The organism is Desulfobacterales bacterium (genome assembly GCA_030066985.1).
Classification (GTDB): domain Bacteria; phylum Desulfobacterota; class Desulfobacteria; order Desulfobacterales; family JAHEIW01; genus JAHEIW01.
Genome location: JASJAN010000003.1, coordinates 112660 through 134391 on the forward strand (window position 1 = coordinate 112660; position 21732 = coordinate 134391).

At 49.0% G+C, this 21732-nt stretch carries 17 protein-coding genes; 4 read left to right on the forward strand and 13 right to left on the reverse strand.

Annotated features, from left to right (window positions below; genetic code table 11):
- Positions 1 to 159: 159 nt before the first annotated feature.
- Together pgi and QNJ26_02515 are read left to right on the forward strand one after the other, a co-directional pair.
- Positions 160 to 1815, forward strand: coding sequence for a glucose-6-phosphate isomerase (pgi, locus tag QNJ26_02510; protein MDJ0984390.1), 1656 nt, complete (start codon positions 160 to 162; stop codon positions 1813 to 1815).
- 35 nt (positions 1816 to 1850) lie between these two features.
- Entirely contained in the window at positions 1851 to 2675 is an 825-nt protein-coding gene (locus QNJ26_02515) for a transporter substrate-binding domain-containing protein (GenBank protein ID MDJ0984391.1), read from the forward strand.
- 198 nt (positions 2676 to 2873) lie between these two features.
- Here QNJ26_02515 and QNJ26_02520 read toward each other — a convergent pair whose 3' ends face one another.
- From QNJ26_02520 to QNJ26_02580, 13 genes are all read right to left on the reverse strand, one after another.
- Complete coding sequence (locus tag QNJ26_02520) at positions 2874 to 3458, reverse strand: 2-isopropylmalate synthase (protein MDJ0984392.1); 585 nt, start codon at positions 3456 to 3458, stop codon at positions 2874 to 2876.
- A gap of 74 nt (positions 3459 to 3532) precedes the next feature.
- The gene (locus tag QNJ26_02525; protein ID MDJ0984393.1) at positions 3533 to 4225 is read right to left on the reverse strand and encodes a potassium channel family protein; all 693 of its coding nucleotides are present in this window, start codon (positions 4223 to 4225) and stop codon (positions 3533 to 3535) included.
- 199 nt (positions 4226 to 4424) lie between these two features.
- Positions 4425 to 5063, reverse strand: coding sequence for an ABC transporter substrate-binding protein (locus QNJ26_02530; GenBank protein ID MDJ0984394.1), 639 nt, complete (start codon positions 5061 to 5063; stop codon positions 4425 to 4427).
- 545 nt (positions 5064 to 5608) lie between these two features.
- Positions 5609 to 9166 (reverse strand): pyruvate:ferredoxin (flavodoxin) oxidoreductase, encoded by a 3558-nt coding sequence (nifJ, locus tag QNJ26_02535; GenBank protein ID MDJ0984395.1) that lies wholly within the window; start codon positions 9164 to 9166, stop codon positions 5609 to 5611.
- 159 nt (positions 9167 to 9325) lie between these two features.
- Positions 9326 to 10936, reverse strand: coding sequence for a fumarate hydratase (locus tag QNJ26_02540; protein MDJ0984396.1), 1611 nt, complete (start codon positions 10934 to 10936; stop codon positions 9326 to 9328).
- Between the two features lie 322 nt (positions 10937 to 11258).
- Positions 11259 to 12644: a (Fe-S)-binding protein gene (locus QNJ26_02545; GenBank protein MDJ0984397.1), complete on the reverse strand. Its 1386-nt coding sequence runs from the start codon at positions 12642 to 12644 to the stop codon at positions 11259 to 11261.
- Between the two features lie 141 nt (positions 12645 to 12785).
- Positions 12786 to 13463 carry a hypothetical protein gene (locus QNJ26_02550; GenBank protein MDJ0984398.1) on the reverse strand — a complete coding sequence of 226 codons (678 nt, stop codon included), beginning with the start codon at positions 13461 to 13463 and terminating at the stop codon, positions 12786 to 12788.
- Between the two features lie 80 nt (positions 13464 to 13543).
- The gene (locus QNJ26_02555; GenBank protein MDJ0984399.1) at positions 13544 to 13684 is read right to left on the reverse strand and encodes a hypothetical protein; all 141 of its coding nucleotides are present in this window, start codon (positions 13682 to 13684) and stop codon (positions 13544 to 13546) included.
- Positions 13685 to 13900: 216 nt separating this feature from the next.
- Positions 13901 to 15070, reverse strand: coding sequence for a Ni/Fe-hydrogenase cytochrome b subunit (hybB, locus tag QNJ26_02560; GenBank protein MDJ0984400.1), 1170 nt, complete (start codon positions 15068 to 15070; stop codon positions 13901 to 13903).
- Complete coding sequence (locus tag QNJ26_02565; GenBank protein MDJ0984401.1) at positions 15070 to 16179, reverse strand: 4Fe-4S dicluster domain-containing protein; 1110 nt, start codon at positions 16177 to 16179, stop codon at positions 15070 to 15072. The genes hybB and QNJ26_02565 overlap by 1 nt, the downstream gene beginning before the upstream one ends.
- A 50-nt stretch (positions 16180 to 16229) precedes the next feature.
- Complete coding sequence (locus QNJ26_02570) at positions 16230 to 17819, reverse strand: cytochrome c3 family protein (GenBank protein MDJ0984402.1); 1590 nt, start codon at positions 17817 to 17819, stop codon at positions 16230 to 16232.
- 50 nt (positions 17820 to 17869) lie between these two features.
- Positions 17870 to 18310 (reverse strand): Rrf2 family transcriptional regulator, encoded by a 441-nt coding sequence (locus QNJ26_02575; protein ID MDJ0984403.1) that lies wholly within the window; start codon positions 18308 to 18310, stop codon positions 17870 to 17872.
- A gap of 457 nt (positions 18311 to 18767) precedes the next feature.
- A complete protein-coding gene (locus QNJ26_02580; GenBank protein ID MDJ0984404.1) occupies positions 18768 to 19070 on the reverse strand; it encodes a hypothetical protein in 303 nt (100 codons plus the stop codon).
- 440 nt (positions 19071 to 19510) lie between these two features.
- On the opposite strand from QNJ26_02580, the gene coaE reads away from it, so the two are divergent.
- Together coaE and QNJ26_02590 are read left to right on the forward strand one after the other, a co-directional pair.
- Entirely contained in the window at positions 19511 to 20119 is a 609-nt protein-coding gene (gene coaE / locus QNJ26_02585) for a dephospho-CoA kinase (GenBank protein MDJ0984405.1), read from the forward strand.
- A gap of 246 nt (positions 20120 to 20365) precedes the next feature.
- Positions 20366 to 21517: a Re/Si-specific NAD(P)(+) transhydrogenase subunit alpha gene (locus QNJ26_02590; protein MDJ0984406.1), complete on the forward strand. Its 1152-nt coding sequence runs from the start codon at positions 20366 to 20368 to the stop codon at positions 21515 to 21517.
- Positions 21518 to 21732 lie beyond the last annotated feature (215 nt).

Genomic DNA, 21732 nt, shown 5'->3' on the forward strand with positions numbered 1-21732 from the left:
AGAACATCATGAGCAATATGATTAATGTGGTTAAATTCACATTGAGACATAATGGTAAGAACGAAATGGCCCGTTCGCAATTTTAAGAAACTAAAACAACTTGTTAAAACAAAAAGTAGTATTATTATATATAAATTGTTTTTTCCAGGGGATGTCAACATGCTTGCCAAAAAGAATCCGACAACAACCAAGAGCTGGCAAAACCTAAGCCGCCACTACGAAACAGTCAAAGACCTTCACATGCGTGATCTCTTTGCCGATGATCCTCGTCGGTTTGATAAATTTTCCATCCGCTTTAACGATATCCTTGTCGATTACTCCAAAAACAGGATCACACAAGAAACGATCAAAAATTTCATAGCCCTGGCTGAAGAATGTGACCTTAAAAAGGCTATCGATAACATGTTTACCGGAGAAAAAATTAATGAAACTGAGAATCGGGCTGTGCTGCACACGGCCTTGCGCAATAGGGACGACACGCCGATTAAAGTTGACGGCCAGGATGTGATGCCGCAGGTCAATGCGGTGCTGCTGCAGATCGAAAACTTTTCCACCCGCGTCATCTCGGGCGATTGGCAGGGGTATACCGGCAAAAAAATAACCGATATCGTTAACATCGGTATTGGCGGCTCTGACCTGGGACCGCTGATGGTCACAGAGGCCTTGCGGCCGTATGCGCAAAAAGACCTGCGGGTTCATTTTGTTTCCAACGTCGACGGCACACACATCACCGAGACCCTCAAGAGCTTGAACCCGCAAACCACCCTTTTTATGATTGCCTCCAAAACCTTTACCACCCAAGAGACCATGACCAACGCGTTTTCCGCGCGGAGCTGGTTTTTAGAAGTCGCCCAGGATCTGCAGCATGTCGCCCGTCATTTTGTGGCCATTTCAACCAACAGCGCTGCGGTAGAAAAATTCGGCATTGATCAGGATAACATGTTTGTTTTCTGGGACTGGGTGGGCGGACGCTATTCGCTGTGGTCGGCCATCGGCTTATCGATCGCCTGTTATATCGGATACGACAACTTCACGGCTCTTTTACAGGGCGCTTATGATATGGATCAGCATTTTAAATCAGCGCCTTATGATCAAAACATCCCGGTGATTCTGGCTTTAATCGGCATCTGGTATAATAATTTTTTCGGGGCCCAGACCGAAGCCATTTTGCCCTATGACCAATACCTGCACCGATTCCCGGCTTATTTCCAGCAGGGCAATATGGAAAGCAACGGCAAATCAACCGATCGCGCGGGACAAAAAGTGGATTACCAGACCGGACCGATCATCTGGGGTGAGCCGGGGACCAATGGTCAACACGCTTTTTACCAGTTAATTCATCAGGGCACCAAAATGATCCCCGCCGATTTTCTGGCCCCGGCCATTAGCCACAATCCCATGGGGGACCACCATCAAATTTTACTATCGAATTTCTTCGCCCAGACCGAAGCCCTTTTGAATGGCAAAACCCGGGAAAAAGTGATCGCAGAGTTGAAAGCAGAGGGGAAAACCGATAAAGAAATCAACAAACTTTTACCCCACAAGATATTTGAAGGCAATCGACCTTCCAACTCCATTTTGATCAGAAAACTGACCCCAGGTGTGCTGGGAAGTTTAATTGCGATGTATGAGCATAAAATCTTTGTCCAGGGGGTGATCTGGAATATTTTCAGCTTTGATCAATGGGGGGTCGAGCTCGGCAAGCAGCTGGCACAAAAAATATTGCCCGAGCTGGCAGATGTTAAACCGGTGGACACCCATGACAGTTCAACCAACGGGTTGATCAACGCGTACAAGCAAATGATTCAAAAATAAACCATCTAACTTAAAAAATGAAAAGGAGGACTAAAATGATGATGAAAAAATGGATAATTGTGCTGGCATCATTGGCACTGTTGATTGGCTGTGCTCAGACCAATGGCAACAAGGCTAATGCCTCGGCAACACCGGTCATCGACCGTGTCCAGAAAAGCGGCACACTAACGGTGGGAATGACCGGTAATATGCCGCCTTTGAACATGACCTCTAAAGAAGGCGAGCTGATGGGCTATGAAGTCGATCTGGCGCGGGCCATGGCCAAGGCTATGGGGGTCAAAGCCGAACTAAAGACGATGCCCTTTGCCGAACTGCTGCCAGCCTTAGAGGCGGGTAAAATCGATATGATTATATCCAACATGACGATTACACCCGGGCGTAACCTCAAGGTGGCGTTTGTGGGGCCGTACTTTGTCTCCGGTAAAGCATTTATGACCAAAGTCAAGACCATCGCACTGGCCGATGAGGCTGACGATATTGACGCCAAAAACACCAAACTGGTCGCTTTGGAAGGCTCCACCAGCCAGGCCTTTGTCGAAACCGCCCTGCCGGAAGCCCAATTGTTTAAGGCCAAAGATTATGACGAGGCCGTCAAAATGGTGCTCGACGATAAAGTCCATGCCATGGTGGCGGATTATCCGATTGCGGTGGTGTCAGTATTCCGCTATCCGGGTGAGGGATTATTGTCGGTTGTGACCACTTTGACCTATGAACCGATCGGAATCGCAGTGCCGGCCGGTGACCCTCTGCTGGTCAACTGGGTTGAAAACTATCTGGATATTGCCGACAGCACCGGTCTGCTGGATGAGTTGAAAAGGAGATGGTTACTCAATGCCGACTGGCTGAATCGGCTGCCATAATGCTGCATTTTGTAAAATGCAGCATGTATAAAGGTTAATTGTTATTCGTTATTGGTAAATAATAAAACGGGATGATCTGCCCGGTCTGCATTCGGGCAACATCATCCCGTTTTTTCTTACGATTAACTCGCTACGCCTTACACGAAACGGTTAACCCGCAACCTGAAACGCGAAACCTTTGAACGCTGAGCCCTGGACCTATCGATTTCCCACAAATTCACCGTATTTGAACTCACCGCTGACGGTTTTGCCATCCGGATAGGTAAGTGTCCCTTGGCCGGACCACTCACCATTTTTGAATTCTCCGCTGTATTTTCGCCCGTCCGGATAGGTCATGGTCCCCTGCCCGGTGCGTTCGCCAAATTGAAAGTCGCCTTCATACTTGCGGCCATCCGGATACCAGAGGGTGCCTTTCCCATGGCGCTGGTCGCTTTTAAATTCACCGACATAGTGACGGCCGTCCGGAAAGGTCAATTCACCCCGACCGTTTCGTTCGCGATACTTCCATTGGCCGTCATAACGGGTTCCATCCGGCTTGGTGTAGATACCTTCTACAATCTCATTTTCCTGCCAGGTGCCTTCAAGTTTGCGGCCACCGGGTAGAATGAAAACACCCTTACCATGACGCATGCCGTCCTTAAAGTGACCAATAAACTTTTGACCGGTGCTGGTCAGCAGGGTTCCCTGACCGTTAACGCAATCGCCTTCGATGCACTCATCGGCCAGAACACTAGACGCACCAAACAAACTGACAACCAGGAACATAATCACATACGCTTTCATTTCAAGCATTCCTTTTAGGCAAATAAAATATTTAAACTTGGGCAGATGATTATGCTATGCTGCAGGATCCAGCCTTATTTTGTTTGTTTTGACACATGCAGACCCACCAGCCAGGCCACCATCAACACCAGATAGATTTGACCGATCAGCGCCTCCACCGTGGCCAGTCCGGCAGCCCGATCCGTCAAGGGTGTCATATCACCATAGCCCAGGGTGGTGATAGTCACAAGGCTGAAATATAAGAAAAGGATCCGGTCGTTTTGGATCTGGCCTCCCGGCATTTCAAAAGAACCGGGCGCAAAGGTTTCAAGCAACTGATATATATTGGCCCACAACATGGCCATCAGCAAATAGACGACCACAGAAGCATAAATGACTTCCTGGGTGACTTCTTTTTGTTTAAGTATAAAGTTGACGATATGGAAAATGGCAAATCCTAAAAATAAGATGCCACATATCTGAGAAACAATTAACGGCCTAGCAGTGCTTGTAAAATAATCGGCCCACATGTCCACAAACATCGGAAAGATCAAAAAAAGCGCCAAGAGCAAATTATATTTTTTATCACTGATGGCATACATGGCGGCCACGAAGATGCCGGATACGATAAGATCGACAACAAAACGAAAACCACTGTAGTCCCCGATAAAAGGCACGCCCACCAGCATTGCGAAAATCATTACCAGAAGTAAAAAGAAGCGCCTTTTAAAAATGAATGTTCCAAAATTGGCGGTTTTTTTTTCGACCATGTTGGTGGCTTTATTCATTTCAGTGAACGTGAAAATGGTGGCAATTTGCCTGGTTTCTAAACCTGATAATCTTGAAAATATGCCACCAAGGCCCTAAGACACAAAGCAAAACTTTTGTTCAAGTTTATCTTGCTGATTGGTGTCTAGATAACGAACCATACCGCTTGTCAACTTAATGGCTTTCAGAGAAGATCATATTCATTTTGCAAACCGCAAGTCAACCTTTGGGGGCTTGTGGGTACTCAACCGGTTTCTTTTCCGAATCTATTTTTCTGATCCTCTGGCGCATACGCTCGATGACCTGGTCCGGTGTTTCTTTGCGAAGCAGTGAGTTGAATTGGGCCCGATAGTTGCGCACCGCGCTAACACCCAAAAACTGAATGTCATACACCCGCCACTGTCCTTTGCGTTTGATCATCAAAAGATCTATCGGAATTTTTTGACCCTTCCAGACGACTCTGATATGAACCAGCGCCCGCGTGGGAGTTTTGAACTCCTGACTCTCAAAAATAAGTCTTTCATCTTTATATTTTTCCTGTAATTTTCCCATATAAAATTTACCTAAAAATTCGGTAAAAACCTCGATAAAAGTCTTTCTTTGGGAGGGCGTAAAATTTTTCCAGTTTGAGGCCAGCACCCTTCGGGAAAATTCGTGGAAATCAAAGAGTCGCTCTAAAATCAGACGTAATTTCTGCTGTTGGGCTTCTTTTAATTCCTGATCCGTAAATTTAGGACCCTGCAGAACTTGCAGGCCTTCCTGGACACCTTTTCGCAGGGCCTCAATCGGCTCGTCGCCATAGGCCATGGATGGGCTGGCTGCCAGAACGAGAAAGCATAGGATTAAGAGTGTGCGCATGAACAAGTCCTTTATCAAACCGAGCAAGGCGGATGCCTTTGCATATTAACGGTAGCTGTGGATTTCAGATGAGGATATCCTATTGCATATATCCGGCAAATGATTAATCTAATAATGGTACCCCTAAGGGGTTTTGTAAACGCTTAAGAGGAATAAATTTATGAGCAAAAAAATGTCAAAAAGTGAGAGCATTTGTCTTGAGAGATGCTATTTTTTTGCTGAAAATTGCCGCCAAAAAGAGGACGGCACCTGGGACTGTAAAACAGAGCCCTCCTATTGCGAATCGCACTGTCGAGACAAATCATAAACATCTGAATACCGTTACTGCCTGGCGTCTGTTAAACCAGTCGGTCAGGTAAGAGAAATTTTAAAATTTCTCCTTAACCATCATAGCAAAAGGCCGTTTGAGCAATCAAACGGCCTCTGTGTTTTATATTCGATACATTTTAGTTTTACCACGAAGCTCACAAAGGGCAATAATGATTCTTCGTGCCTCTTCGTGTTCTTCGTGGTGAAAATTTCAAACAGCCCTACCCCGCGAACTTTTATTTGGCAGCTTCCGATTCTTCAGCCGGCGGCTCCGGGCACACACTGGTTGGATCCGCCATCAGAGCCAGATCCGCATAGCGCGTGTTGAACTGTTCTTCCAGTTCAGCATGCAGCCTATCGGCCTCATCTGGGAAGGTTCGCTTCAGGGATGCAAAGCGGATTTCACCTTCCAGAAATTGACGCAGGCTGCCGTCGGGTTTTTTGGAATCCAGGATAAACGGATTTTCGCCCTGATCCTTGAGGGTCGGGTTATATCGATACAAGGGCCAGTAGCCGGATTGTACCGCCAATTTTTGTTCTTCCTGGCTTTTGCCCATACCGGCCAAAATTCCCTGATTGATACAGGGTGAATACGCCAGGATGATGGAAGGCCCATCATAGCTTTCAGCTTCCAAAAAGGCTTTCATCATCTGCTGTTTGTTGGCGCCCATGGCCACGCTGGCCACGTATACATAACCGTAAGACATCATCATCTGGCCCATGTCCTTTTTGGGCGTCTTTTTGCCCGAAGCCGCAAACTTGGCAACCGACCCGGTGGGCGTGGCTTTCGAGGATTGCCCCCCGGTATTGGAATACACTTCAGTGTCCATCACCAGAATATTGATGTCTTCACCGGTGGCCAGGACATGATCAATCCCGCCAAAACCGATATCATAAGCGGCACCGTCACCGGCAAACACCCAGTAGGATTTTTTGGTAAACAGTCGGGCATATTCAGCAATTTCAGCCAGAAGTTTGTTGCCGTTCTGTTTGCTGAGTAGCGCTTTGAGTTGATCGCCGTATTTGCGGGACCCTCCAGCATCTTTAAAATTGTCCAGCCAGCCCTGCATGGCATCTTTAATGTCCTTGTTGACATCGGTATTTAGGGCCGCTTGCACCAGGTCGGCTGCTTTTCTGCGTTGCTGCAAGGCACCCAATAGCATGCCGTAGGTAAACTCGGCCGGGTCTTCAAACAACGAATTGCCCCAGGTAGGACCGAAACCGTCTTTGTCGACACAATAAGGCACCGCCGGCGCTGAGCCACCCCAGATGGAGCTGCAGCCGGTGGCATTTCCGATCACCATTCGCTCGCCATACAACTGGGTCAACAGTTTGGCGTAAGGTGTCTCCCCGCAGCCGGCACAGGCACCGGAAAACTCAAGCAGCGGCTGGCAAAACTGGCTGCCTTTGACCGTGGTTCTGCTGACCACATCATCATGCACCGGCAGCTCCACGCTGAACTCATGAAACGGGACCTGGAGAGGTTCCTGGGTTTCCAGGGGTTTCATGACCAGGGCTGTTTTTTTGGCCGGGCAAATATCAGCGCAGTTGCCGCAGCCCATGCAATCGAGCGTGTCGACCTGAATCCGGAAATAGTAATCTTTCAGGTCTTTGCCCACCGCCTTTTTGGCCTCAAAGCCATCGGGGGCTTCGGCCAGCTCTGCTTCGGTCAACAGCACCGGGCGAATGCTGGCATGCGGGCACACCATGGCACACTGGTTACACTGGATGCAGTTTTCCATAATCCATTCCGGCACATTGATGGCCACGCCCCGCTTTTCATACTTGGAGGTGTCCACCGGAAAGATGCCGTCCGGTTGAAAAACGCTGACTGGAAGCTTGTCGCCCTGCTGACCCAAAATCGGCCGCATCACATTTTTGACAAAATCGGGCTCATCCTTACCCGCTGCGGTTTCTTCAGAGGCGTCTGCCCATGATGCGGGATATTCTATTTCCACCAGATTGTCCAGGGTCTGGTCAACGGCGGCATAGTTCATATCCACAATCTTCTGGCTCTTTTTTTCAAACAGCATTTTGATCTGGTCTTTCAGATAAGCAATGGCGTCATCCACCGGAATTACATTGGCCAGCTTAAAGAAGGCCGTCTGCATGATCATGTTGATGCGGCCGCCCAGGCCCGCCTCGCGTGCAATGGCTTCCGCATTGATATTGTAAAATTTGAGCTTTTTGGCGGCAATGGTGCGCCGCATTTCAGCCGGCAGTTTGGCTTCCATTTCCTCCGGCGACCAGTGTGAATTAAGAACAAACGTCCCGCCGTCTTTGATGCCTTCGAGCACATCGTAGATGTCGACATAATTGGATTTGTGGCAGGCGATGTAATCTGCCGTGTCGATCAGGTAGGTAGATTGAATCGGATTGTGGCCAAACCGCAAATGTGAAATGGTGATGCCGCCTGATTTCTTGGAATCATAGGAAAAATAAGCCTGGGCATACATATCGGTATTGTCACCAATAATTTTAATGGCACTTTTATTGGCCCCCACCGTTCCATCGGCACCGATACCCCAGAATTTACATTGAACGGTGCCCTCCGGTGTCACATCCAACGATTCCCCGACATCCAAAGAGGTGTTTGTCAGATCGTCTTGAATCCCCACCGTAAAGTGGTTTTTTGGGCTGCTGGATTTCATATTCTCATAAACCGCCAGCACCATGGCCGGGTTAAATTCCTTGGAACCCAGACCGTAGCGTCCGCCAATGATTTTAGGCGTTTGAGCGCGCTCCATATAGGCGGTGCAAACATCCTGGTACAGCGGCTCGCCCAGTGCACCGGGTTCTTTGGTACGATCCAGCACGGTGATGGTTTTGGCGCTTTGCGGAATGGCGTTAAACAGGTGTTCGGTTGAAAACGGCCGGAAAAGCCGCACTTTGACCAACCCAACTTTTTCACCCTGGGATTTCAGGTAATTGATGACCTCCTCGATGGTTTCGCAGGACGAGCCCATGGAAATGATGATGCGATCCGCATCCGGATCGCCCACATAATCAAATAGGTTGTACTGCCGGCCGGTCAATTTGCTGACCTTTTTCATATAGTCACTGACAATGCCCGGCACCTTGAGATAATAGGGATTGGCAGCTTCGCGGCCCTGAAAATAGATATCCGGGTTCTGGGCCGTCCCTCGCAGTTCGGGTCGTTCCGGATTGGCGCCGCGGGCACGAAATCTGGCCACGGCCTCAAAATTGGTGAGTTTGGCCATATCGTCATAGTCGATAACGCCTATTTTCTGGATTTCATGCGACGTGCGGAAACCATCGAAGAAGTGCGCAAACGGAATGCTGCTTTCAATGGCGGAAAGATGCGCGGTCAAACCCAGATCCATGACTTCCTGCACCGAGGCCGATGCCAGCAGGGCAAACCCGGTCTGGCGAACCGCCATGACATCCTGGTGATCGCCAAAAATCGACAGCGCATGCGCGGCGATGGCCCGGGCGGAAATGTGCAGCACGGCCGGTAGCAATTCCCCGGACATTTTGTACATGTTGGGTATCATCAACAGTAGCCCCTGGGAGGCTGTAAATGTTGTGGTCAACGCCCCGGCCGCCAGCGAGCCATGCACGGAAGCGGCAGCGCCTGCCTCGGATTGCAGCTGCCGAACGATCATGGCTTGATCAAAAATATTTTTGCGGCCTTCGGCGGCCCATTCATCGGCAATTTCACCCATAGGTGAAGAGGGTGTGATCGGGTACAGGGTGGCCACATCACTCATGGCATAGGCCACGTGAGCTGCTGCGGTATTTCCGTCCATGGTTTTCATCTTATTGGTTGCCATAGTTTACTCCTTTGATTCAAGATCTTAGTAATTTATTAAGATTATTTCATTATTTAAATGCGTAAATTAAAGATCTACTGACCAGCACTCCAATACTCCAGTACTCCATCACTCCTGATGGTAGAATCATAACTTTTTAATAATTCTAATTTATTATAATTAACCCAGAAGTTTTTCAAAGAAATCATTCCCCTTATCATCGACGATAATAAAGGCCGGAAAGTCCTTTACGGTTATCATAAAAATGGCTTCCATGCCAAGTTCTTCATATGCCACGGTTTCAACGCTGGTGATGCATTCTTTGCCGAGTCGGGCTGCCGGCCCTCCTATAGAACCTAAGTAAAACCCGCCGTATTTCTGACAGGCTTCGGTCACCCCTTTAGAGCGGTTGCCTTTGGCCAGCATGATCATCGAAGCGCCCTGGGCCTGAAAAATCGGCACATACGGATCCATGCGACCGGCGGTGGTTGGCCCGAAAGATCCGGATGCATAGCCCGGTGGCGTTTTGGCCGGCCCGGCGTAATAGATCATATGATTTTTAAAATAGTCCGGTAACGGTTCACCGCCATCCAGGCGCTCTTTTAATTTGGCATGGGCAATATCCCGGGCGACCACAATTTTGCCGGTCAGCAACAACGGGGTGGCCACCGGATATTGGCTCAGCTGTGCCCGGATTTGATCCATGGACTGGTTTAAATCTACTCGCACCGCATCGGCATCGTCAACATCGACCTGGGGCAGGTACTGAGCTGGATGGGTTTCCAGCTGTTCCACAAAAATCCCTTTTGATGAGATCTTGGCTTTGATATTGCGGTCCGCACTGCAGCTGACTCCGACACCGATGGGACAGGAGGCCCCGTGCCGCGGCAACCGAATCACCCGCGTGTCCAGGCAAAAATATTTACCACCAAATTGAGCGCCGATACCCAGTTCGCGGGAAGTCTCCAGCAGGCGGGCTTCCAGCTCCAGGTCCCGAAATGCATGACCCGTCGCACTGCCTTTGGTCGGCAAACCGTCCAGATACCGGGCGGTGGCCAGTTTGACCGTTTTGAGGTTGAGTTCGGCAGATGTCCCGCCGATGACAAAAGCCAAATGGTAAGGCGGGCAGGCCGCCGTCCCCAGAGATTTCATCTTGTCCGTCATGAATTTCAACAGTCCATCCGGGGTCAGAACGGCTTTGGTCTCTTGATACAAATAGGTTTTATTGGCCGACCCACCGCCTTTGGCCATAAACAAAAAATGATATTCATCGCCCGGCACTGCGTAAAGCTCAATTTGGGCCGGCAAATTGGTGCTGGTGTTTTGTTCGTCGTACAGGTTCAAGGGCGCATTCTGGGAATAGCGCAGGTTGCCGTTGGTGTATGCGTTGAATATTCCTTTTGAAATGGCTTCCTCATCGCTGTAACCGGTCCAGACACCCTGACCTTTTTTCCCGATGACGATGGCCGTGCCGGTATCCTGACACATGGGAAACTCGCCTTCGGCGGCAATCACCGCATTTTTTAGCAGCTCCAGCGCCACGCGTTTATCATTGGCGGAACCTTGCGGATCATCAAAAATGGCGGCCAGCTGTTTCAAGTGTGCCGCACGCAGATAATGTGATACGTCGTGAAAGGCTTGCTCGGCCAACAGCGTCAGCCCTTGCGGTGCCACCTGCAGGAGCCGTTTACCATCAACCTCCAGCAAAGATACATGCTCCTGCGTCAGAAGGCGATATTCAGTGGTATCAGCTTCCAGCGGAAATATTTCCTGATAGGTAAAATCAACCATCCGGGCATGCTCCTGTTAACTTGCGGGATTTTGAGCCTATGTGAAACGGTCTCACAAACAGCGGGTACTATCCAAGGGTCTGCTCAGGCAGATAGGATGCTTTTAAGAAAATTTTTTGTTGAAACGGTTTATTTAACAACAGGCGCGGAATGTGTCAAGGCGTTTCATAAAGAGAGGATGCGCCTGTTAAGAAGGCTAAATGGCAGTCAAAATTAACGCGTCTAAAGTATATTTCCCTTTTGGTGTTTGGGTCTTGCCAATGCGCGGAGAGAGCCCCGTCCATAATCCAATTCAAAATACAAAACACCAAACACTAAATACCCTATTCTTCTTGGGGCTTAAGATGTTCGGGAACCTCCAGCATATTGATGAGCAGAGGTTTTAAAAAGGACCAGCGGATACCGATTTTATAGACTTCCTCCAGATCCCGGATAGCATCCCAACAGTTGTGGCAGGGGGCAATGACCAGTTTGGCCCCGGTTCCCAGTATCTGATCCCGTTTGACCTTCATGCCGATATTGCGCTGTTCGCGGTAGCGGCCGATACCATTTAAACCACCGCCGCCGCCGCAGCAGAAATTGTGCTCGCGGTTGGGGGTCATTTCGCGGAAATCTTCGGCAATATAACTCATGATTTCACGGGCCACGTCGGCCAGTCCCCCGTTGCGGATATAATTGCAGGAATCCTGGTAAGTTACCGGTTCCTTGATCTTTTTGGCCGGATCGATTTTCAGTTTTCCGGTTCGCAGCGCTTCGGCCACCCATTCAACATAATGCAGGCTGTCAATCGGTGTTTTGCCGGTTTTAAGCCCGGCCCAATAAGGCCCTTCGATAACGGTGGCACGGTAGGCATGGCCGCATTCGGTGACCACCATGCTTTTGGGTTTTAAGCGGTCCATGGCATCATAGACCGATTCGACCTGCAATTTGGCCGCTTCCCAGTCACCGGCAAACATGGCCAGACTAGTCTCCTCCCAACCTTCGCTTGGCACCGTCCAGTTCTCGCCGGCCACATGGAACAGGATGGCGGCTTCGGCGATATCTTCCGGATAATGTTTGGGTTCCCGGGCATTGACGGTATAAATGATATCCGCATTTTCTTTATCCACCGGAATTTCGAGCCCCGGCCAATCTTCCTCGTATTCTTCGGCCATCCATTCACAGGTATCGACCCAGTCTTCGGTGGTAATATCCATCTGGGCGCGAAAAATGCGGTGCATGCCGGATCCGATCTTCATTTCCCAGGGAACAAAGCCCTGCCCGTAGAGCAGGCCGCGCAAGTAACTGAACATAATGCCGGTGTCAATCCCGAAGGGACAATAAACGCCGCAGCGGGTGCAACAGGTACACTTTGAGTAGGCCCAGTCCATGCATTTTTGCATAAAGGCATTGTCGACATCCCCTTTGCGGGCAATCAATTTACCTAAGGTTTCCTGAATCTTATAAGAGGGCACTTGTTTTGGATCGCGGCCGTTGGCCAAATAGTAAAAGCAGCTTTCGGCACACAGACCGCAATGTGAGCAAATTTCCAGCCATGTTTTGGTGCGGGATTTCAATGTTTTTTGAATTGTGCCCCACAGGGCTTTGCGGTCAATATCCAGATCATTCATCTGCTGATAGTATTCTTTGCCGCTTTTATCGGCCAACAGGGCCTGCAACTGTTCTTTGGTATCCACAGTCTTTTTGTTACAAAGTGTTCCTTCTGGCATTGTTCTGAATCCTCATAAGGATGCTGTTTAGATGGTTTTGTTTGTCAATTGTTTATGCGCTCAAATATAGCAACAAATTTGGTATAATGGAATCTTATTATTTTATCGCTGACGCTTTCATTTATGCAGCCGACAGACTGCCTACCACGCTATGCCCTTGCTTTTCATGCCGCCGCGTTTGATGCCGTAATCCATGCCCAGCTGGGCCCGGGTCATGAAAAAAAGCAGAAAGTGCGACAATTTGGTCAGCGGTACGGCAATCAAGAGTACATGCCCGCTAATAATATGGGCTATCAGCCAAAAATAGTAGTCCGGCGCCCGGTGATAGGCCAAAAAACCGGTCAAAAAGGGTGATACGGCGATCAGCAGCAACAGATAATCATACCAGTTGGTGATGATGCGCACCTCGGGCAGCGCAATGCGGCGCAAAATCAAAAAAATAACCGACACAATAACGATAACCGTCATGGCGTCCGCCACGGCTTCAGGCAGCGTCGGCAGGCGGATACCCAGCTTTTCATATAACAGGATGTTATGCCCCAGCAAGAAAATCGGTGTAATCAGGATGCCAAAGTGCATCAGAAAAACCCAGAGGGTAAACCAGGGATTCTTGCGCCAGCTGCGGGTCCCATATGGAAAAATCCAGAACAATATGGAACGTATGGCGCCTTTGACACCGTAGGAAACATTTTCGCCATAGGTGACCCGGTCCAGCTTCCAATCAAGGCCTCTGATATAACGCACGCCCCGAACGATGAGACCAATAAAGAATATTCCGAATGATATCCATACCATCGGGCCGGTTAAAAACTCATACATGCGTAACTCCTTTGTTCGCTAAATTACCGATTGTACTTAGAACTGACCATCCAACCGGCTTTCACAGCCGAATCGATCGCCTACTCTTCCTCATCATTGTCGCGCTGGCTCAAAAACAGATAAAAAAAGGTGAACCCCAGCAATGCACAAACGATGAGTATGTAAGTGATGCTTTCGGTGTGTAACATGTATTCCTGCAATGTGTGTATCGCGCCATCCATCTTATCTAAATCCTCGACTTTTCACTAACTATTTATATGCATAGTTCTTTAAAAGAAACTCTACTTAAAGCTATTTTAAAAATCGTAGATCACGCTCAAGGGCGAGGCGTAAATCGATTCAAAAGTGGAGTCCGCCTCCGGCGGATTAGTATTCGAGCATTTTGAATCGATTTATAACAAAGCCCTTGAGCGTTAGATGCCTTTTTAAAATAGCTTTTAGTGGTCCTCATAGTCCGGGTGCGAATAAAGTATCGGCATCCGGGTCACAATAAACCGGAAAGCCAGAACGCCTAATGTCACCAGAAATACCGTAATCACTATCTCCATCCAGTGCGGAAAATAGCGATCGCTGGCCGGCAGATGCCAGTTAAAGGCAATCAGAGAAATATTTAAGCGGTTGACCACCAGACCCAAAACCGTCCAGGCCGCCGTCCATTTAATCAGTTTTATATTTTTATCACGCACGCCGACCGCATACAGAAAACAGGGCAGCGCCACAAAGCCCAGCAATTCGACCAGAAACCAGAGCCCAAAATTGGTGCTCAGCAAATGCCAATTATTGCCTTCAGAAATACCGATGACTTTAATGATAAAATAGCCGGCCAGCACCATGGAGGCGGCTTTGCCGAAACCGAGGGCAACGGTATCCTTTTCTTTTAGATGGGCCTCGTCCATCTTATGGGCAAAATAGCGGTGCGACAGCGTGCTTTCAAAAATCACCATTGATAGGCCGGCAATGATACTCGATATAAAGAAATACACGGGTAAATAGGGCGAATACCACAGCGGATGCAATTTGGCCGGGGCAATCAAAAACAGAGCACCCAGCGAGGATTGGTGCAGGGTAGACAGGACAACACCGAAAATGGTTAACAGAATCGTCAGTCTGACCACTATTTTACGGGCCCGCTTCAATCCCAGCCATTCCATGGCTGCCGGGGAGAATTCTATAAACAGCACCGTCAGGTAAAGCGCAACACAAGCGGCCACCTCAAACAACAAAGAGGTGGTTCCCCGCTGCATGATAAACGGATATGGCAGTCGCCAGGGTCGGCCCACATCGTAGTGCAGCGCGATGACAACCAGGGCATACCCTAAAAAACCGGTCAAAATAGCCGGACGTACCGCCGAATGGTATTTCTTCATGCCGAAAAGGTAAACCGCGGCCGAGGTAACATAGCCACCGGCAGCCAGGGCCACACCTACCAGCAGGTCAAAACCGATCCATATCCCCCAGGGATTGTAGTCGGACAAATTGGTGACTGCATCCAGACCGACGGTAAACCGTATCACAGTTACAATTAGTCCCAGGACAACAATAATTCCGGCAATCACATTAAAAGGTGTTATTAAAGATTTGCCGGTTGTTGCGGCTTCATCAGACATCAGGAACCCTCCTCACTTGGCTTCTTTTCCGCTTTATCAGGCTGCGCTTCGGCATCCTCTTCTTCGGCAGGTTTGGCAGTCTCTTCAAGTGCCTTTTTGACCGCCTTATCGATCTCTTTTTGCTTCATTTTATTGAGTGCTTCGATTTCGGCCTTCTTTGTAGCTTGGGCCTCGGTGTTGGCTTGCTCGACCGCAGCGGCAACGGCCAGAGCTGTTTCCTCTTTGGCGATCTTTTCTTTGCGCTTGTTCATGGCATAAATGCCGGTCAGTAGCACCGGCCAAAGCCCGACAACGACCGGCACAGCACTGAGCGCACCGGCGGTTAGCTTCGGCGCCGGGGTGACCCCCAGGTCTTCGCGCATGGCGACCTCTTTGAAAGGCACGGCTGACAGATACAACCAACTGGTGCCGCCCATTTCATTTTCACCGTAAATGTGATTTACATAGCGATCGGGGAATTTGCTGATTCGCGCCCGGGCAACCTTCAATAGGTCCGTGCGTTTACCGTAAGTCAGCGCTTCGGTGGGGCAGGACTCCACACAGCCGGGAAGCAGGCCCTTTTCAATGCGCGGGGAGCACATCGTGCATTTCATCACCCGTGGCGTAAAGGCGCTGTCGTATTCGTAAGTGGGTATTTCAAAGGGGCATGCAATCATGCAGTAGCGGCAGCCCACGCAAACCGAGGCATCGTAAATCACAGCTCCTTTATGGGTCTTGGTAAATGCTTGCACGAAGCATGCTGACGCACAGGCCGGTTCAAGACAATGGTTGCACTGCTCCTTGCGATACAACGGCCCTTTGCCATTGGCTTTGCTGACGTCATCAAAACGATTAACGACGGTATAGGTCCTGGCATTCGTGCGGCGTTTGGTATCCATAACGGAGAGATCATCAAACGGCCGCTCGGGAGCCGGCAACTCGTTGACCTTGTTGCAGGCTTCTTCGCATTTGCGGCATCCAATACAGCGGGTATTGTCGAACAAAACCCCCATACTGTTCGGATAACCACTAAAATGCTTGTTTGAAGCCGCATTAGCGGTTTTTCCAAGGGTCGTGCCGGCGGTTGCAGCACTCAACCAGCCTAAAAACTTTCTGCGTGTGATCGACATGGTTTCCTCAACTTTTGCAGTCTGCAGTTAGAATGATGTTTAATCTGAAGCTATTCTTTTTTCGGGTGACATGCCACACAATTCGTTGCCACCGGTTTTTCAAGGTTCATGGCCTCGTGACATTCCATGCACTGACGGTGGTAGGCGGCCATGAGACCCGGTCTGTTCGGGTCCCGCTCATCAAAAGGCCGGCCATGGCAGCTGGCACAGCTGGGCGGTTTTTTAGCCGCCGGACTATGATGGTGACACGCCTGACAGAGCGTGTTTTTGTCAGCGTGAAAATAGGCCACCAGCTTGTTATCTTTAATATTGTTGGACAGTGTCTGGACGATCTTACGATGCGGCAACTTCACCGCCGCATACTGGTCTTTTATTGCATTGATTTCCACCGTTTCAGGAATATCCTCGGGCGGGTACATGGCGCTTAGGGGTTCGCGTGCGTTCAGATACATAGCAGCCAGTTCTTTTTCTTCGGTCTGCTGAAGACTTGCGGCCACTTGAGCCACATCTGCCATATGACAGGCCTGACAGGCAGCGGGATCCTGCTGCCGGGTTTTGGCAATACTGACGTGACAGCCGGCGCACTCGGGGGAACGCTGGTTTATTTCATGACACCCCGCGCAGCTCATTTTGACATTCAAGCGGTGCATGGATTCCTCGAGGGTCACAAATTTGCCTTCTTTGGTACCCTGTAGCGTGTGGCACTGGACACAGGCGTTTAAATTGGCATGATGGCACACCCGACAGGTATCATTGTATTCTTCGTGAGACTTGTGGCTGAATGGCACCATCTTCATACGCGTGGCCTGCTGGGGATCTGTGATTCCGGCCTTGCTGGTGCGCACAAAAACCGTATCTGGCTGATTGCGCTGCATGCGCGGGACTTCCTTGAGCCTTTCAATCAGCTTCTGTTGGGCGGGGTCATGACAACCGCCGCAGGTTATCGGGCCGGCATCATCGAATTTGGCCAGGGTTTGGCGATGGCAATTAATACAGTCTATATGTGATGCCTCGCGCAACGAGATTCGGTTTTCCACAGTAACGTCTTGGTGACAATAGCGGCAGGTGCCTTCTTTGCCCTTGGCGTAAAACAGCTTCTTAGTGACTTCATCAAATTCGTGATGGCAGCGTTCACACTTTTTATCCTGCGCTTTAGAATGCCGGTAGTGCAAAGACCGGTCCATACCGATCGGCTCCCAGATAGAGGTAAGATCCATTCGTTCCTGATGGCACTCGCCGCAGGTCAGCGGCCCGCTTTTGCCACCGCCATCCGCGGTTTGCTGATGGCAGGCAATGCAGTTGGTGTGGTAAACGTCCATTACCGCCTGGGAGGAGGAATCTTCAAGGCGCATGTATTTAAATACCAGGCGGTCTTTTTCGGTTAAATGACAGGCTTTGCAGTCCTGGTTTTTCTTTTCCAGCGCTTCGGTATGCTTCTGGTGCAAAAATGTTACCGCCGGTCGCTCCAATTTGCCGAATTGCTGCATGGAATCGATCTGGATAATGTCGGCCCGCTGCTGCATCTCGGCTTCGGTCGGGTTTTTGGCCCCGAAATTCCCGGAACATGTTAGACCAATCGAAACAGCAAATACGATCACTGGGATGCTTGTCAGGTTAAGCCGTAATTTACCGATTTTCATCTGCAAGATCCTTCGTAAAAAAAATTGAGGTTAACCTATCAGATTACGATTTATATCTTTTTGCCATTAATAGTTTTCTTTTCCACTTTGAGTAAGTCGTGGATGGTTGTTTCATCATAAATCTTAAACATGGCGGCGTCGACTTTGTTCCACATCGGCGCAAAGGCACACTGACCGTCAAAGGGGCAATCGCCCTTGGACACGCAGGCAACGCATTCAGCTTGTCTGCTGGGGCCTTGCATGAATCGCAGGATATCACCAACGGAAATCTCTTTAGGGGAACATTTTAGAAAATAGCCGCCATAGAATCCGCGTTTGGATTCGACCCATCCGCTGCTCTTAAGCTGTCCAAGGATTACTTCCAGAAAGCGCATCGGAATAGATTGGGCCTCGGCGATTTCGGATATTTTTTTGGGTCCTTGACCCAAATACTTGGCAAGTTCAAAAATCGCCCGTAACGCGTATTGGTTTTTCTTTGGCGTAATGGCCATGGCTTTTAATCCCGAGTGTTCGGGTAGGGTATTTCTCGACTATTTTAGTCGGGAAGTTTCTTGACTCTAATAGTCAAGAAAGAGCTAAACATAATCAAGAAAGCCATCAAAGTCAATGGTTTTTTTTTTAAAAAATGCTGTTTTTTTATATATAATATTAATAAGTTATATAATATTACTACATAGTAGGATGTGACATACGACACCGTGGTAATTGTCATAATAGGCCGTCAGAAAAAGGGTATTGCGGATATAGTTTTGGGCATATTGACGAAAAAATCGAATATTTCTGAAGCAGGTGCCAGAGGTCAGAAAACAGAGGACAGAAAAGCGCTTTAATTTCCATTAATTCAATATTTCAATCTGTCTTCTGATAGTGGAACTTAGTAGAAAAGAAAGGCAGCGCCATGAGTGGCCCTGCCCTTTTTGTTTGTTGTCATCTATGTAAAGATGCCGGTCAGTGAATAGCGATCTGATGCGCATCCTGCATTGGATCTTTAAACGGTATCGTGACCTTTAAGACACCATTTTCAAATTTTGCGCTGGCGTCTTTTGCATTCACCGGGCAACAGAAAGCTGCTGTGGTGACATATTCAAAGTCTTTGCGGGGTGCGGTGAGACTGAAGCTGTCTTCAAGCATCTTAAGATTGATATCTTTTTTATCGACTCCCGGAAGACAAATTTCCAGGTTTAATTTCTGGCGGTCATCATCCACATATGAACACACCTCTGCGGCCATCTTAAACTTATCTTCTGCCATTGATACCACCTCCCTTAACTTAACCGCAGTGACGGATAGTTTCATTTGATATGAAGAACACCATGTTCATCATATGAGATTATGGTAATGCACAAACATTTAATTGCAAGCGTGGGGCAGCCGCTTGGCTCAATGTGCTGTTTAACAGTTCAATATTGACAATACCAACCGGCGGTTTATTATGGCGGTATTGGTGTTAGCCAAAAAAAGTGTTCAGGTGTCAGGTGTCAGGATTCAGAAGACAGATGTCAGACGACAGAAGACAGATCCAAAATTTGAAAATTGAAGCTGCCTTTCTATCTTCTGTTTTCTGTTCTCTGTCCTCTGTTTGCTGACACCTGAAACCTGACACCTTACACGTATAATTAGACCGCATTTTGTGAAGTACTTGAGCAGCGCAAAACTGGATGGCACAATCTTAACCGAGAAGGAGATTACAGGTGCAGGTCATCGGGCTTACAGGCGGAATTGCCACCGGTAAATCAACCGTATCTGCCATGCTAAAAAAAGCAGGGGCCATTATTATCGACGCCGACCGTATTGCCCGGGCAGTGGTTAAAAAAGGATTGCCGGCCTATCGGGAAATCGTCGAATATTTTGGCACTGACATTCTGCTGCCCGACGGTGAGATTAACCGTAATGCGCTGGGTGATATTATTTTCAACGATCCCGCAGAAAAAAAGCGCTTAAACAGCATAGTGCACCCACGGGTCGCAGCAGAAGTCGACCGTCAACTTAAGCAGTTCGAAAAAACCGATCCGCAATCACTTGTTGTTCTGGACATACCACTGCTGTTAGAAGCCGGCATGCACGCAGATTTAAGCGAGCTCATCGTCGTCTATGCGCCGCAGCAACTGCAGATCGAGCGCTTGATGCATAGAGATCGCATTTCAGAAGCCGAAGCCCTTGCCCGTGTGCGCTCTCAAATACCGATAGGGGAAAAGAAAAAAAAAGCCACCATCGTCATTGATAATTCAGGCACCATCGACCACACCCGCCAACAAACCCTTGACATATTTAAACGACTAAAAGACAGTACAGCAAGATAGATCAACCTGGCAGCTCCTCAGACCAGGGTGCTGCGGTTGTCAGGCAACGCTTTGACGACTTGGTGCAGTACGAAGCAGACAACGTGCACCCTGCCCAACGCGATCCATATCGACTGCTGAGTTCTTCCAGGAAGCATCAGCACGTTATTGACGGCCAAGAAAAGAAGTCTTAAGTTTTTGAATAATTTACGGCTGCTGAGGAGGCAAATTCCGCTTAATCTTTAATTAAAAAGTTAGAAGGACACCATGAATATTGTCGTACCCAGCGAAATCCATCCTGCGGAAAACCGGGTGGCTCTGCTGCCCGAGCATGTTGCCCGCCTGGTTGAAAAAGGAGCGCAGATAGCGGTTGAGTCCGGTATTGGCAAAACCTTAAACATCCCCGATGAAGAATATAAAAAGGTCGGCGCATCAATTGAATCGGATCGGCATCAATTGTATCAGCAGGCGGATATGGTGCTTCAAATCCGCAAACCGGCCATAGAAGATGTCGCGCTACTTAAAGAAGAAAGCATTTATGTCAGCTTGATGGACCCGTTTAACGAACGCGAGCTGATCGAAGCCTTCGGAAAAAAGGGCGTGACAGCCATTAGCATGGAAATGATCCCGCGAATCACACGGGCTCAGAAAATGGATGTCTTGAGCTCTCAATCAAATCTGGCCGGTTATGCAGCGGTCATTATTGCCGCTGAACGTATCGATAAAATATTTCCGATGATGATGACACCGGCCGGAACCATATCACCAGCCAGGGTGTTTGTGGTCGGTGTCGGTGTGGCCGGCCTGCAGGCCATTGCAACTGCCAAACGGCTGGGGGCACGGGTGGATGCCTTCGACACACGACCGGTGGTTGAAGAGCAGGTCAAATCACTTGGCGCGCGCTTTGTCAAAATTGATCTGGGCGAAACCGGCCAAACGAAAGACGGCTATGCCAAAGCCTTAACCGAAGAACAATTGCAAAAGCAACGGGAAGGAATGGCCAAAATCTGCGCGGCGTCAGATGTGGTCATTACCACCGCCCAGTTATTCGGCCGTAAAGCACCGCTCATCATTACCGCTGAGATGGTTGCGGGGATGGCCAGAGGATCGGTGCTGGTGGACCTGGCGGTGGAATCCGGCGGTAACATTGCCGGCTCACAGCCGGATCAAGAGGTTGATGTCAACGGCGTGCGTATCATCGGAATGGCCAATCTACCGGGCAAGGTGGCAGTCAACGCCAGCCAGATGTTTTCTGCCAACATGCATGCGCTGGTGGATGAATTCTGGAATATAGAAGACAAACGCTTTGTGCTGGATTTTGAGGATGAGATTTTGCAGGGGTGTGTAATCACCCACAAGGGCGAGGTGGTCAATCAGATGATCGCGGATCACTACGCCCAAGCGAGTTCGTCCGGCTAATCTATTTATCAGCAAAAACATAGATCCCAAGTCAGCAAACAAGGTGTCAGGTGTTCCGCCGCAGGCGGATTCAGGTGTCAGGGAGCATAAGACTAAAATCAGAAACAGCGAAAACATGCGCCCGATAATGCATCTGAGTGACAAGGCCTTAAAAATGGCCAGCAAAGACCTGAAACCTGACACCTGACACCTGAAACCCAAGACCATGGTTTACA

Coding starts and splice junctions, on each gene's coding strand:
- pgi (MDJ0984390.1), top strand. CDS start 160: ATGCTTGCCAAAAAGAATCCGACAACAACCAAGAGCTGGCAAAACCTA.
- QNJ26_02515 (MDJ0984391.1), top strand. CDS start 1,851: ATGATGATGAAAAAATGGATAATTGTGCTGGCATCATTGGCACTGTTG.
- QNJ26_02520 (MDJ0984392.1), bottom strand. CDS start 3,458: ATGAAAGCGTATGTGATTATGTTCCTGGTTGTCAGTTTGTTTGGTGCG.
- QNJ26_02525 (MDJ0984393.1), bottom strand. CDS start 4,225: ATGAATAAAGCCACCAACATGGTCGAAAAAAAAACCGCCAATTTTGGA.
- QNJ26_02530 (MDJ0984394.1), bottom strand. CDS start 5,063: ATGCGCACACTCTTAATCCTATGCTTTCTCGTTCTGGCAGCCAGCCCA.
- nifJ (MDJ0984395.1), bottom strand. CDS start 9,166: ATGGCAACCAATAAGATGAAAACCATGGACGGAAATACCGCAGCAGCT.
- QNJ26_02540 (MDJ0984396.1), bottom strand. CDS start 10,936: ATGGTTGATTTTACCTATCAGGAAATATTTCCGCTGGAAGCTGATACC.
- QNJ26_02545 (MDJ0984397.1), bottom strand. CDS start 12,644: ATGCCAGAAGGAACACTTTGTAACAAAAAGACTGTGGATACCAAAGAA.
- QNJ26_02550 (MDJ0984398.1), bottom strand. CDS start 13,463: ATGTATGAGTTTTTAACCGGCCCGATGGTATGGATATCATTCGGAATA.
- QNJ26_02555 (MDJ0984399.1), bottom strand. CDS start 13,684: ATGGATGGCGCGATACACACATTGCAGGAATACATGTTACACACCGAA.
- hybB (MDJ0984400.1), bottom strand. CDS start 15,070: ATGTCTGATGAAGCCGCAACAACCGGCAAATCTTTAATAACACCTTTT.
- QNJ26_02565 (MDJ0984401.1), bottom strand. CDS start 16,179: ATGTCGATCACACGCAGAAAGTTTTTAGGCTGGTTGAGTGCTGCAACC.
- QNJ26_02570 (MDJ0984402.1), bottom strand. CDS start 17,819: ATGAAAATCGGTAAATTACGGCTTAACCTGACAAGCATCCCAGTGATC.
- QNJ26_02575 (MDJ0984403.1), bottom strand. CDS start 18,310: ATGGCCATTACGCCAAAGAAAAACCAATACGCGTTACGGGCGATTTTT.
- QNJ26_02580 (MDJ0984404.1), bottom strand. CDS start 19,070: ATGGCAGAAGATAAGTTTAAGATGGCCGCAGAGGTGTGTTCATATGTG.
- QNJ26_02590 (MDJ0984406.1), top strand. CDS start 20,366: ATGAATATTGTCGTACCCAGCGAAATCCATCCTGCGGAAAACCGGGTG.